The organism is Pseudosulfitobacter koreensis (assembly GCF_024733015.1).
Taxonomy (GTDB): Bacteria; Pseudomonadota; Alphaproteobacteria; order Rhodobacterales; family Rhodobacteraceae; genus Pseudosulfitobacter; species Pseudosulfitobacter koreensis.
In genome coordinates this window covers 39,464-51,654 of sequence record NZ_JANKJG010000013.1, presented here as the reverse complement: position 1 = coordinate 51,654, position 12,191 = coordinate 39,464, and the positions used below count along the sequence as shown (strand labels likewise).

Here is a 12,191-nt window from a genome sequence, read left to right as displayed (position 1 = left end):
TCGTGAAAGACATCGCCCAAACCCGCCCCGTTCCCCGCGCGATCAACTGGAATCGCCTGCAGGACGACAAGGACCTTGAGGTCTGGAACCGTCTGACCGTCAATTTTTGGCTGCCCGAAAAGGTGCCGCTGTCCAATGATGTGCAATCCTGGGCCACGCTGCGCCCCGAAGAGCGCGAGCTGACGATCCGCGTGTTCACCGGGCTTACGCTTCTCGACACGATCCAGAACACCATCGGTGCGCCCGCCATGCTGCCCGACGTACAAACCCCCCACGAAGAGGCGGTGTTGACGAATATCGCCTTTATGGAGGCCGTTCATGCGCGCAGCTATTCGTCGGTCTTTGCGACGTTGTGTTCCTCCAAGGAGGTCGATCAGGCCTTTCGGTGGTCCGAGGAGAACCCGCATTTGCAGGCGAAGGCAGCCAAGATCCTGGGTGAGTACGCCGCAGGCGCGGACCCGCTGAAACGCAAGATCGCAAGCGTGTTCCTGGAGTCGTTTCTGTTCTATTCCGGTTTCTATCTGCCGATGTATTGGTCCAGCCGGGGCAAGCTGACCAACACCGCCGATCTGATCCGGTTGATCATCCGCGACGAGGCGATCCACGGCTATTACATCGGCTACAAATTCCAGAGGGCCACCGAAACGCTGCCCGAGACGCGTCGGCAAGAGCTGAAGGATTTCGCCTTTGCGCTGATGTTCGACCTCTACGAGATCGAGGCGCATTATTCCGAGGCGCTGTATGATGGCATCGGTCTGACCGAGGACGTGAAGGCGTTCTTGCACTACAACGCCAACAAGGCCCTGCAAAATCTAGGGTACGAGGCCCTGTTCCCGCCCGCCGCGTGCGAAGTGAACCCTGCGATCCTGGCCGCCCTGTCGCCCGATAGCGAAAATCACGACTTCTTTTCGGGGTCGGGCTCGTCCTATGTCATCGGAAAAGCCGTCGCCACAGAGGACGAGGACTGGGATTTCTGAGGGGCATCTGCCCCGTCTCCTCCAGGTCTTGCGCCGCTACGCCAAGGGCTGCCTCCGCAGCGGCGCAACCGTCAGAGCGCGACTTCGATCAGGAAAGGTCCGTCGTGTGCAAGGCCGTCCTGCAGTGCTGCCTCCAAGTCTTCGCAGCTGGTGGCGCTTTGTGCGTCCACCCCCATGGAACGCGCCATTTGCACCCAGTCCAGCGCCGGGCGGTCAAGCGACAGCATATCAATCGCGCGCGGTCCGGGGTTGCCGACGCCCACATTGGTCAGTTCGCCCCGCAGGATCTGATAGCTGTGGTTGGCGAACACCAGGATCGTGATATCAAGCTTTTCGCGGGCCATCGTCCAGAGCGACTGGACCGTGTACATGGCCGAGCCGTCACCCGTCAGCGCCAGCACCTTGCGATCGGGGCAGGCAATGGCCGCACCGATGGCGGCGGGCAGACAGTAGCCGATGGAGCCGCCGGTGTTGTTCAGCCATGTGTGCTGCGCTGCCCCCTTGGTCACGGGAAAAAATGCACGTCCGGTCGTCACGGATTCGTCCATGACAATCCCGTTTTCAGGGATCGCACGGGCAATCTGCGCGGCAAGACTGTCCAGGGTGATCGGCCCCTCGGGACGGTCGGGCAAGGCGGCCTCTGCCACATGCGCGGGCGGCGTATCCGTCGCACCTGACGCTTCGCACAGCGCCGAAAGTGCTGCGTCGATGTTGGTTCCTGCCGGAGCAAGTGTCAGGATGTCGGCATCGGGGTCGGTCAGCACCGCTGGTTTGCCGGGATATGCAAAGAACCCGATCGGTGCCCGCGCGCCGATCAGGACGATCCGCTTGTATGGCTTCAGCGTCTCCAGCGCCATGTCGATGGGATATGGCACCTTGCCGATGAAAACCCGGCCAGCCCCGCGTTCAAGCCGCGCGTTTGACCATTCGGACAGCAGCTTGCATCCGGTCTTTGCAGCAATCCGGCCGGCGATCTGCAAATTGGCTTCGGTCAGCGCGCCGCCGCCCAGTAACAACAGGCTGTCAGGGCCGGACAGTGCACGCGCCGCGGCGTCCAGCATGTCCTCGGCGAACGGCTGCGCAGAGGGGACGGGAAGCGGCGGATGGACCACACCGCCGGTGTTCCACGCCGTGTCGCTGGGCAGGATCAGCGAGACGATCTGCCCCGGTGCGACCTGGGCAGCCTGTACCGCCTCGGCTGCGTCCTTGCCGACAGTTTCGGCAGAGGGTGAGGTGCGCACCCAATGCGACATGGGCCGTGCGATGCCTTCGATATCGGCCGTCAGCGGCGCATCAAGCTCGATATGGCTTGCTGCGTGTTCGCCGATGATGTTGACCACGCCGGAACCGGCTTTCTTGGCGTTGTGCAGATTGGACAATCCGTTCGCCAGCCCCGGCCCAAGGTGCAGCAAGGTCGACGCAGGTTTGCGCGCCATCCGCCAATAGCCGTCGGCTGCACCCGTCGCGACACCCTCTTGCAGTGCCAGCACGCACCGCATGCCTGCAATATGATCGAGCGCTGCAACAAAGTGCATCTCGGAGGTGCCGGGATTGGTGAAACAGACCTCTACCCCGCTGTCGATCAAGGTATGCACAAGGCTTTCGGCGCCGTTCATCTGGGGTGTGTCGGTCATGTGTCGCTCTCCTTTGGCGGGTCCAACAGGGCACGCGCAAGACCCCTTGGGAATCTTGCCGCTGCTGTTGCGGGGCAAAGTTTCGCGGATTGCTTCAAATGACAAGAGCCGGGTCGTTACGGCATTTGCAGAGGGGCCACTTGTCTTAAGCGGTGGCCAGGGGTCACAGGCCCAGTTCGGCCAGAAACGCGTCCACGGCGACGGCGCAGACCTGCCAGGCGGGTTCGTCGCCGACAAGGACGTGATTGCGGCTGTCCAGCGGGACGAACTGCGCGCCGGGGATGCCGGATGCAAGGGCGTGGCCCATGGCAAGGGGAATCCTCTGGTCGAATTTCGAATGCAGCACCAGTGTCGGCGCGCGCACCTCTGCCAGACGGTGTCTGACGTCGATATGGCCGAACGCATCCTGAAAACGTGCGGCGTTGCGCGGCGATGTGGTCTGGCGCTGAAGCTCGTCGAACCAGTCCAGCGTCTCGCCACTGGCGTCGGGCATGAATGTCTTGGAAAAGATGTGGCAATAGGCGGGATTGTCGGTGCCCCAGCCCACTTCGGTCAGCGCCATCACGGCCTCGCGCCTTGCGTGTTCTTCGGGGTCGACCATGTGACGCCAGCCGGCCGCGTAGCCGCCCACAAGGATCAGGGCAGAGACACGCTCGGGGTGGCGCACGGCGTATTCGATGGAGACTGCCGCCCCCTGCGAGATGCCCAGCAGAGGAAAACGGTCAAGGCCCAACCTGTCCGCGACCGTCTCAAGGTCTTCGACAAAGGCGTCGAAGCTCAGGTCTTTCACGTCCCAGTCCGACAGGCCGCAGCCGCGCTCGTCGTATCTGATGAACTTGCGCCCCGTTGCGATCTCGGCAAAGCTGCGCCCCCAGATCGGGCTTTGCCAGTCGAATTCAAGATGCGTCAGCCAGTTGGCGGCCTTCAGCAGGGGCGCGCCCGATCCCACAGTCGCATAAGCGATCTTGGTTCCGTCGCGCACCTCGCAAAATCCGATGCGCTGGGTTTTCAACGCTTCGGTTTCGCGGGTCCATGGCCGCAGCTGTGTCGCATCGGCAGGACCCTCGGCACTTGTCGCCTGGTCGTGCGCCTCGGCGCCTTCGGGGTCGGCTTCGCGCCACCTGCGCTGCCATTGCCTTGCGTTGACCGTGCCGATGTCAGGGTGCGTGGCCAGCTGGCGCAGGATCGCCACGCGCGCGGTCTCGGCCCCCTCGCGTTCGCTTTGCAGCCATGCGTCGAACACATCGCTGCCTGCCCCGTCCAGACCGTCAAGCGGCACCTGGTCAAGCTGCTGGGCCATCTGCTCAAGCTCGGGGATCGACGCATTGCGCAGGGACCGCAGGTGGTCGTGTATGCGCCACAGATCGATCTGAACATCGGTGGCATCCACCGCGACCCGTTCGCGGTCCGCGATGATGCGGGGCCGATCGGGCGCGTCCACGACCTGCCGCAGCTTTGACAGCGCCCACCGCAGGGCGGCGCGGGGGTCGTCGGGCAGGTCCCAGAACATCTCGCACAGACGCTCGCGCCGATGCGGGCGGGCCGTCGCGAACAGAAAGGCAAGCAGCGCGCGCGCCTTGCGGGAGGCTGGCAGCGGCAGCTCCGCGCTGCCGTTCTCGACGCGAAATTCGCCAAGCAAAGACACATGCATAAGACGGTCCCCCAAAAGAATCATGAAATAAAACGCTAATTCGGGCCTGTTACCACTCGCATTACAACGCTCGCAACAACCTTTGGATGTAAAACACCGGGTCAACAAGAGGGGCGGCGTGCGTTGCGCGGCCCGTTCTCGCGTGGCCCAGCTGTGTCTGGAAAGCGCCGAATTGCCCCGCGTCGGTCGCCGTGACCGACCGAGGCTGAAAGAGAAGGAGAGCGGCAAGTGAAGTTGTTCGTAAAGAGCGATCCGGCAAGCGGTGACGTTGCCATTTCCGGCGTGGTGGACAGCATCAGCGCCGGGCAGCTTCTGGATGAGGTTGTGGCCCTGTGCCTCAAAAGGTCAGGCACGACGCTGACCCTGGACCTGTGCGGTGTCACGCGCATGACGCGCGCCGGGGTGCGTGGTTTTGTCGTTGCAGCCAGACTGGCCAGGTTCCGCGGCGGCGTCCTGCACGTGACAGGTGCCAGCCCTGCCGTCGCGGCGCTGCTGGACAGTCTCGGCTATGCGCATCTTTTCCGATTTGACCAGATGCAGGGCGCAACTGCAGGCCCGTTTTACACGCACGCCGTTTTTGAACATCATTGAACGAAGGATATTGAATCTGATGACACAGTACTTTTTCCAAGCCCTTTGGGGGATGCTGCCACTGAATCCGCGCTGGACCCCGCGCCGTGCAGGCCCGATACGTCGTCTGTTCACCGCAATTGCAACCCATCTGCGCCACCAGCGCGACCTGCGAAGGCTGGAAAGCCTGCCGGATTACCTGCTTGAGGATGTCGGCCTGTCGCGGAGCGATATCAGGCGTAAGGCACGCAGACCGCGCGCGACCGCGTCGCGGCCTGCGCGTGCGGGGGCGGGCGCATGACCGCGACGGGCACCCCCATGTGGACGCCGGGACGACGCGAGCGCGTTGCCGACCGGATTGCCACCCTCGATCCAGAGGTCGATTTCGAAGAGATCGCGCGGCTTCTCTATGCCTATGAATTCTCGTGGGATATCGAACGCGCGTTGGAATTTGCTCTGTTTCGCACCTATGCGGTGCCGTCGATTTCCGGCCTTCTGGCAAAGACGGGCGAGTTTGAGCGTCGTCCGCGCAAGCGCTATGACGACACCGAGATCATTCTGGCCGAGGTCATCGAGCACGGGCTGGACAGTGACCGGGGGCAGCGGTCCGTGGCGCGTATGAACGCGATGCACGCCCGCTACCGGATTTCCAATGCGGACATGCTTTACGTGTTGACCACGTTCATCTGCGAACCGATCCGCTGGCTGGACCGCTTTGGGCGCCGCCCGATGACCCCGCATGAAACCCAAGGCTGGTTCCTTTATTACCGAAATCTCGGGAGCCGCATGGGCATTGCAAGTTTGCCTGACAGCCTGGATGACGCCTACCGCTATAATCTCGATTACGAAGCGGAGAATTTTCAGTTCACCGAAACCAACCGTCGGATTGCGCAGAGCACGCTTGATCTGCTGCTGGGGTTTTACCTGCCGCGCTTTCTTGTGCCGCTTGGGCGACCCGTGGTGCACGCCCTTCTGGACACCCCCCTGAGCGAAAGCATGGGGTTTGCGCGGCCGCCTGCATGGCTGCGCCGTGCCGTTCCTGCAGGGCTGCGGTTGCGCGCAAGTCTGCTCAGACGGCTTCCGCTGCGCCGCAGGCCGCGGCGTCTGACACAGGTTTCGCGACCAACCTATCCGGGCGGCTATGCCATCGAACACCTGGGCACCTTTCGCTGAGGCCGCCGGGCGCGCCAAGGGCCTACACATCGGTAACCCGTCAAAACAACGGTTCTTTGCCAAAACTACAACGATCGCCACAACGCTCGGGCACACGTGTCTGCCCTAGACGATCACACATCAAGAAATTACTACGTTTAAGGAGAAATAGCCATGAAATCTCATGATCTGAACGCGACCGTGTTCGAAACCGCCTCGCAAGCCAAGGATGCGCTGGAGCGCCACAAGACCGCAGGGCAGGCACCGACCGCCGCTTCGGCGAATTTGCCGGACGCGCCCACCGGCACCTTTGGCGAGATGGCCGAGGATCTGTCGCACATCCTCGACACCTCGCATTTTTTCCTGACCGGAGAACGCGATGCGGGCCATGTGGTCGAATGTCTGGTGCTGCAACTGCACGACCTGCGGTCGGAATGCACGCCCGAGGTGTGGAAAGCGCTGATCCCGATGGCGCAGGCGCACCCGATCCGCGAAAGGCTGATGGCTGATCCGTTCACCCGCCGGTCTTTCGAGAAGCCGCGCGGATATTCCGGCGACGGTGTGTTACTTGACCTCTTGTACCGCCATCCGGCGGCCAAGGCCGAGGTGGACGCAAGCAGCAAGATGGGGCGCGATATCTATGCCCACACCAGCATCTCGGAAAGTTCCTGCGCAGTGCAGGAGCGGCGCGAAATCCTTGCACGCTATGTGGACAAGGCCGCGACACGCCGTCCCGGTGCCGAGATCCTGACCGTCGCCAGCGGTCATTTGCGCGAGGCCGAGTTTTCGGCGGCACTGGCCAAACAGAAATTGTCGCGCTGGGTCGCGCTGGACCAGGACGAGGCGAACCTGGCCGTGGTCGCCAAGGAGTTTGCCGGAACCGTCGTCGCCCCCGTGTCAGGCAGCATCAAGGGGCTGATGATGCAGCAATACGATCTTGGCAGCTTCGATCTGGTCTATTCTGCGGGGGTTTACGACTATCTTCCATTCGAAATCGCGGTCGCCTTGACCCGCCGGCTGCTGGATTCGGTCCATCCGGGCGGCACGCTGCTGTTCGGGAACTTCAGCACCGAGGTGGTCCCGGACGGCTATATGGAAACCTTCATGAACTGGTCCCTGATCTTCCGCGATCAGGCGCAAATGCGTGACATCGTCGATGCCGCCACGGCGGACACCGAGGCGCAGGCCGAGCTGTTTTTCGGACAGAACCGTCACATCATCTACGCACAGATCACAAAGGCCGCCTGACGCCTTTCAGAACATCCAACCACGTGCAAACTCCGGCCCGCTTTGCCGTGGCGGGCCGGGACGCAGACCCAAGGAACCCGAATGCTGGAACCAATCTTTATCGCACTGGCAGTGTCAGTGCGGCTTGCCACCTTGGCAATATCAATGCGCAACGAGCGGATTTTGCGCGCGCGCGGCGCGGTCGAACATGGCGCCATGACGTCCAAGGCCATAGCGCTTGCGCATGTCGCCTTTTACCTTTGCGCAATCGCGGAAGGCATCGGGTCAACATCGCAGCCCGGTTGGACCAATGATCTGGGGATTATCGTCTACATCTTGTCGGTTTGCGCACTGTTCTGGGTGATCGCGACGCTTGGCCGCCTCTGGACGGTAAAGCTGTATATCGCGCCTGATCACAGGCTGGCGACGAACTGGCTGTTCAGGCGGGTCCGGCACCCGAATTACTTCCTCAACATCATTCCCGAGTTGATCGGCCTTGCCCTTGTGCTGGATGCTTGGGTGACGCTTGCCATCGGACTGCCGCTGTATCTGGTGATCCTTGCCCTGCGCATCCGGGAAGAAGAACGGATCATGGGATATACCTTCGCGCAGTATTGAGGCTGCGGTCGGAATGCCCATGAGGCCGTGGTCCTCCCCAGGGACCACGGCCGATTTTGTTTCGCGGGGTCAAAGGCCGAAGGGCGTGACCCTGCCGTTGCTGGCGATCCAGCTTCCGAACGATCTGTTCAGGTCGCCTTCGAAGAACAGGAGCGAAACTGTTGTCTTGGGGCTGTTCGCGGATGCGCCATTCGGTGGCATATTGCACAGTGATCAACCTTTGGTTTTCCAATATCAGCGTGGTCAGGGCAGGGCGCGTGACACCAAGACGATCTTGGCCGCGTCTGACGTGTTGTCTGGAAGACCGTAGTGATGCCATAACACTGCCCCTCTCTGGGCATTATGCAAGCGTATCGCGCCAAGCCGGTTCTGCCAAATTCATCGTGTTTTCCAGGCCTTAAAGGCCAGTCACCCAAAGCCCCGAAATCGCATCGCGCCCCCTGCGCGGCATAGTGCCAAAAGAGCAACGGACCTGTTGAAAACGGGCCGATGCCAAAACCTTGGGGATAGCCGACTGCTGAATCGCAAACTACTTTAGATGTTATGGTTCTTCGCAACTCAACCCTCTGTTGTGCCTCGACGCAGTGTGATTCCCGAAGTGTCCATCAGGTTCCCGTTCACTTGTGATCCATCGTTCAGAGGCTTTTTAATGTTCCAGTCCATCATACAAAACGCGCCGCTTGGCGTTCTGGTCGTCGACGCGCCGGGCAATGTGGTGTTTTGCAACGCTAGCGCAGAGGCGATGCTGCCATGGGACACCGCCCGGATCCTTGGCGCGCGGATATCGGACATTCTGCCCCAGCTTTTGGTGTCGGGTGGCAAACTGCTCATCGCCCCCACCGATAATGAGGATCTGGCGCAAGTGATCGCGCTGCCCTCTCCCAAGGGGCCGCCGCGCCACGCCGAGGTTCAGCTGAGCCAGCTGACCGACGAGACAGGCGCCACCCTCAACATCGCGACACTGAACGAGGTCACCAGCCGTATGCACGCCTGGCAGGCGATCAAGGATCAGGAGGAGCGCTGGAACCTTGCCCTTCAGGGCAGCCAGATCGGCGTGTTCGAATCCGATCTGCGCACAGGGGCGGGGGTGGCTTCGGATTCGTGGTATCACCTCTTGGGCATCTCCAACATCGAGGGGCGCAACTCCGACGAGGAGTGGCGCGCGCGGGTCCACCCCGACGATCTGGCCACCGTCGAAGCGATTGATGCCCAGTGTATCGAGGGGCGGACCGAAAAGGCCGAGGCAAAGTTCCGCATGAAGGTCGGCGATGGCACCTGGCACTGGATGCGGTCGATCCTGCGCGTGACCGAGCGCGACGAGGACGGCAACGCTGTCCGTCTGCTGGGCACGATGATCGACATCACACCGCTGGAGACGGCTTTGGAACTGGCAAAGGCACGCAAGGCGGGGCTGGAAATGCTGATCGCCAACGCGCCCGTGGCCATGGCCGTGCTTGCGCTTGATGGGACTTTCCTGCTGTTGAACGATGCCTGCTATCCGCTGCTGGGGCATCCGCGCGGCAGGCTGGAACAACAGAAATTCTGGAAACTGCTCAACGCGCAGATGCTGCGCGAGATCAAGGCCGAGGTCGACAACCTTATCCAGGGCAAGACCGACACCTGCAAGATCGAGCAGCGGTATATCAAGCCCGACGGCGATGCGGTCGATATCGTGATCCGCATCTCGCTGATCCGCCGCGACGAAGCCGAAGAGACGCGGCTGATCGTGCAGATGGTCGATATCACCGAAAACAAACGGCTGGACGCGCTTAAGGATGACTTTGTGGCGACCGTCAGCCACGAGTTGCGCACGCCGCTGGCATCGGTCTACGGCGCGCTTTCGCTGCTGGCCGGCGCCATGGGCGACAACGCGTCCGAACAGGCCCGCAAGCTGCTGAGCATGGCGCAAAGAAACAGCACCCGGCTGATCGAGGTGGTCGATGACCTGCTGGATTTCCAGAAACTCACCACCGGGCATTTCTCGATCGAGCTGGCTAAGGTCGATATCCGGGAACTGGTCCGGCAGGTCAGCACCGACAACGAACTTTTCGCCAAGAAATTCGACGTCTGCCTGGCGCTTCAACTGCCCGACCACGAGGTTTTCGTGAAGGCGGACGCGCTGAGGCTGCGGCAGGTCGTCACCAACCTTTTGTCGAACGCCGCCAAATTCTCGCCGACGGGTGGCAGGGTTCTGGTCAGGATCACGAACACCGAACACTGCTGCACCGTCTGCGTCAGCGACAACGGGCGCGGCATTTCCTCGGAGTTCGGAGAGCGCATTTTCCGCCCGTTCTCGCAACAGTCGGAGCATCTGACACGCGACCGAGAGGGCAGCGGTCTTGGCCTTGCCATCTCGAAAGGGCTGGTCGAGCGGATGTCGGGCGAGATCGGATATACATCCGAGCCGAACGTCGAGACGACCTTCTGGATACGCCTGCCGCTCTGGCGGCAGGACTAGCTCTGGTCCGTGCTGCGTGACACCACGTGGCTGCTGCCGATGCCGCCCAGCGACTGGAACAGGCCGCTGGAATTGCTGACCCCGAACTTCTTCAGGAGCTTGGCGCGGTACACCTCGACGGTGCGGTGCGACAGCTCCAGCTTGTTGGCGATTTCCTTGCTGGTCAGCCCGTCCGAGAGATAGGAAATGATCTCGCGTTCACGCCGCGTCAGGGGCACATAGGGGCGGGTTTCGGACAGATCGGCAAAACTCCAGACGGCGCGCATCAGCGGCTTGTCGGGGGTAAAAGAATGGCCCCTGACACGGCACCAGAACAGCGTTCCGGTCTTCTTTGCCATGATCCGCTCGTCCCAATAGGTGTTGGTTTCGCGCAGCTGTTTCACGCCCCGGTCGCGGATGTTCACGAACTCTTCGTCCGATGGGTAAAGCATTGCAAACACTTGGTTTTGCAGCTCATCGCGGGCATATCCGAACATCTCGGCAAAGGCTGCGTTGCAGTCGCGGATCACCCGGTTTTCGGTGATCACAAGGCCCACGGGCGCAAAGGCATAGGCAAGCTGCGCAAAGTCTCCCGTCTCGTAGGCCTCGTCTATACGTATTTCCACAATATTGCCTCTGCCGCTTTCTGCCGTGATCATGGGCGCAAGGTAGGTCGGCGGTGCATCGGGATGCAACAGCCCGAGCCTGCCGGAACGGGAGGATACCATGAATTTTATCAAGCGCATCGTCGCAACCGCCGTCCTTGGCCTTGCTGCCGGAACGGCTGCACAGGCACAGGACCCGATCAAGATCGCTCTGCTGCACGGCCTGAGCGGGTCCAGCTTCGAGGCATTCTCGAAACAGGCCCAGACCGGTTTCGAGATGGGCATCGAATACGGCACCAACGGCACCAATGAGATCAACGGCCGTCCCATCGAGCTGATCATCAAGGACACGCAGTTCAAACCTGACATCGCCCGCGCCGCACTGGCCGAAGCCTACGGCGACGACGAGGTTCTGCTGGCCGTTGGCGCGACATCGTCCGGTGTCACCGTCGGTATGCTGCCCATCGCCGAGGAATACGAAAAGATCCTGATCGTCGAGCCTGCGGTTGCGGACAGCCTGACCGGCCCGGATTCGAACCGCTACGTGTTCAAGACCTCGCGCAACTCGTCGATGGACATGCAGGCGCAGGCGCTGGCCCTGCAACCTGACGAAAATCTCGTCGTGGCGACACTGGCCGAAGACTACGCCTTTGGCCGTGACGGCATCACCGCATTCAAGACTGCGCTCGACGGCACCGGTGCCACTGTGGCGGCAGAGGAATACGTGCCGCAAGGCACCACCGACTTCACGGCTGTGGCCGAACGGATGTTCAACGCGCTGAAGGACAAGGAAGGCCGCAAGGTCATCCTGATCTACATCGCCGGCGGCGGTGACGCACCGGGCAAGATCCAGGCGATGGACCCCAGCCGCTATGGTATCGAGATTTCGATGGGCGGCCACATCCTGCCGGTTCTGCCGACCTACAAACGGTTCCCCGGCATGGAAGGCGCGGTTTACTACTACTACGAAGCCTTCGACAACGAAGTGAACGACTGGCTGGTCAAGGAGCACATGGAACGCTTCGACAGCCCGCCCGATTTCTTCACCGCCGGTGGCATGTCCGCAGCCCTCGCCGTGGTCAAGGCGCTGAACGAAGCCTCCGACTACGAGACCGAGACGCTGATTGAGACCATGGAAGGCATGACTTGGGAGACGCCCAAGGGCACCATGACATTCCGCCCCGAGGATCATCAGGCCTTGCAGGACATGCTGCACTTCAAGGTCAAGGTTGACGAGAACGTCGACTGGGCGATCCTTGAGAAAGTGCGTATCATCCCCGCGGAAGATATGGATATCCCTCTCGGTCGCGAGAACTAAGC

General features: G+C 61.6%; 11 protein-coding genes. 8 read left to right on the top strand and 3 right to left on the bottom strand.

Annotated features, from left to right (window positions below; all coding sequences use genetic code 11):
* Window positions 1-2: 2 nt before the first annotated feature.
* Window positions 3-977 (top strand): class 1b ribonucleoside-diphosphate reductase subunit beta, encoded by a 975-nt coding sequence (nrdF, locus tag NTA49_RS15450; protein WP_258295707.1) that lies wholly within the window; start codon window positions 3-5, stop codon window positions 975-977.
* Between the two features lie 71 nt (window positions 978-1,048).
* On the opposite strand, the gene NTA49_RS15445 is transcribed toward nrdF, so the two are convergent.
* Window positions 1,049-2,611, bottom strand: coding sequence for an acetolactate synthase large subunit (locus NTA49_RS15445; RefSeq protein ID WP_258295706.1), 1,563 nt, complete (start codon window positions 2,609-2,611; stop codon window positions 1,049-1,051).
* Between the two features lie 163 nt (window positions 2,612-2,774).
* Complete coding sequence (locus NTA49_RS15440) at window positions 2,775-4,262, bottom strand: alpha/beta hydrolase (protein WP_261368355.1); 1,488 nt, start codon at window positions 4,260-4,262, stop codon at window positions 2,775-2,777.
* A gap of 228 nt (window positions 4,263-4,490) precedes the next feature.
* Here NTA49_RS15440 and NTA49_RS15435 point away from each other — a divergent pair, with 228 nt between their 5' ends.
* From NTA49_RS15435 to NTA49_RS15410, 6 genes are all read left to right on the top strand, one after another.
* A complete protein-coding gene (locus NTA49_RS15435; protein ID WP_258295704.1) occupies window positions 4,491-4,853 on the top strand; it encodes an STAS domain-containing protein in 363 nt (120 codons plus the stop codon).
* Window positions 4,854-4,872: 19 nt separating this feature from the next.
* Window positions 4,873-5,133 (top strand): DUF1127 domain-containing protein, encoded by a 261-nt coding sequence (locus NTA49_RS15430; protein WP_258295703.1) that lies wholly within the window; start codon window positions 4,873-4,875, stop codon window positions 5,131-5,133.
* Window positions 5,130-6,005 (top strand): oxygenase MpaB family protein, encoded by an 876-nt coding sequence (locus NTA49_RS15425; protein WP_258295702.1) that lies wholly within the window; start codon window positions 5,130-5,132, stop codon window positions 6,003-6,005. Before NTA49_RS15430 ends, NTA49_RS15425 begins: the two co-directional genes overlap by 4 nt.
* Window positions 6,006-6,158: 153 nt before the next feature.
* A complete protein-coding gene (locus NTA49_RS15420) occupies window positions 6,159-7,232 on the top strand; it encodes a class I SAM-dependent methyltransferase (RefSeq protein WP_258295701.1) in 1,074 nt (357 codons plus the stop codon).
* A gap of 81 nt (window positions 7,233-7,313) precedes the next feature.
* The gene (locus NTA49_RS15415; RefSeq protein ID WP_258295700.1) at window positions 7,314-7,829 is read left to right on the top strand and encodes an isoprenylcysteine carboxyl methyltransferase family protein; all 516 of its coding nucleotides are present in this window, start codon (window positions 7,314-7,316) and stop codon (window positions 7,827-7,829) included.
* 649 nt (window positions 7,830-8,478) lie between these two features.
* Window positions 8,479-10,287 (top strand): PAS domain-containing sensor histidine kinase, encoded by a 1,809-nt coding sequence (locus NTA49_RS15410; RefSeq protein ID WP_258295699.1) that lies wholly within the window; start codon window positions 8,479-8,481, stop codon window positions 10,285-10,287.
* Here NTA49_RS15410 and NTA49_RS15405 read toward each other — a convergent pair.
* Window positions 10,284-10,892: a PAS and helix-turn-helix domain-containing protein gene (locus NTA49_RS15405; protein WP_332844296.1), complete on the bottom strand. Its 609-nt coding sequence runs from the start codon at window positions 10,890-10,892 to the stop codon at window positions 10,284-10,286. The two genes, NTA49_RS15410 and NTA49_RS15405, sit on opposite strands and share 4 nt — an antisense overlap.
* 100 nt (window positions 10,893-10,992) lie before the next feature.
* On the opposite strand from NTA49_RS15405, the gene NTA49_RS15400 reads away from it, so the two are divergent.
* A complete protein-coding gene (locus NTA49_RS15400; protein WP_258295697.1) occupies window positions 10,993-12,189 on the top strand; it encodes a substrate-binding domain-containing protein in 1,197 nt (398 codons plus the stop codon).
* Window positions 12,190-12,191 lie beyond the last annotated feature (2 nt).

What these genes read in the sequence shown, in the direction of transcription:
- NTA49_RS15440 (WP_261368355.1), bottom strand. Translation starts at nt 4,262, where the DNA reads ATGCATGTGTCTTTGCTTGGCGAATTTCGCGTCGAGAACGGCAGCGCG.
- NTA49_RS15425 (WP_258295702.1), top strand. Translation starts at nt 5,130, where the DNA reads ATGACCGCGACGGGCACCCCCATGTGGACGCCGGGACGACGCGAGCGC.
- NTA49_RS15415 (WP_258295700.1), top strand. Translation starts at nt 7,314, where the DNA reads ATGCTGGAACCAATCTTTATCGCACTGGCAGTGTCAGTGCGGCTTGCC.
- NTA49_RS15420 (WP_258295701.1), top strand. Translation starts at nt 6,159, where the DNA reads ATGAAATCTCATGATCTGAACGCGACCGTGTTCGAAACCGCCTCGCAA.
- NTA49_RS15430 (WP_258295703.1), top strand. Translation starts at nt 4,873, where the DNA reads ATGACACAGTACTTTTTCCAAGCCCTTTGGGGGATGCTGCCACTGAAT.
- NTA49_RS15445 (WP_258295706.1), bottom strand. Translation starts at nt 2,611, where the DNA reads ATGACCGACACACCCCAGATGAACGGCGCCGAAAGCCTTGTGCATACC.
- NTA49_RS15400 (WP_258295697.1), top strand. Translation starts at nt 10,993, where the DNA reads ATGAATTTTATCAAGCGCATCGTCGCAACCGCCGTCCTTGGCCTTGCT.
- NTA49_RS15410 (WP_258295699.1), top strand. Translation starts at nt 8,479, where the DNA reads ATGTTCCAGTCCATCATACAAAACGCGCCGCTTGGCGTTCTGGTCGTC.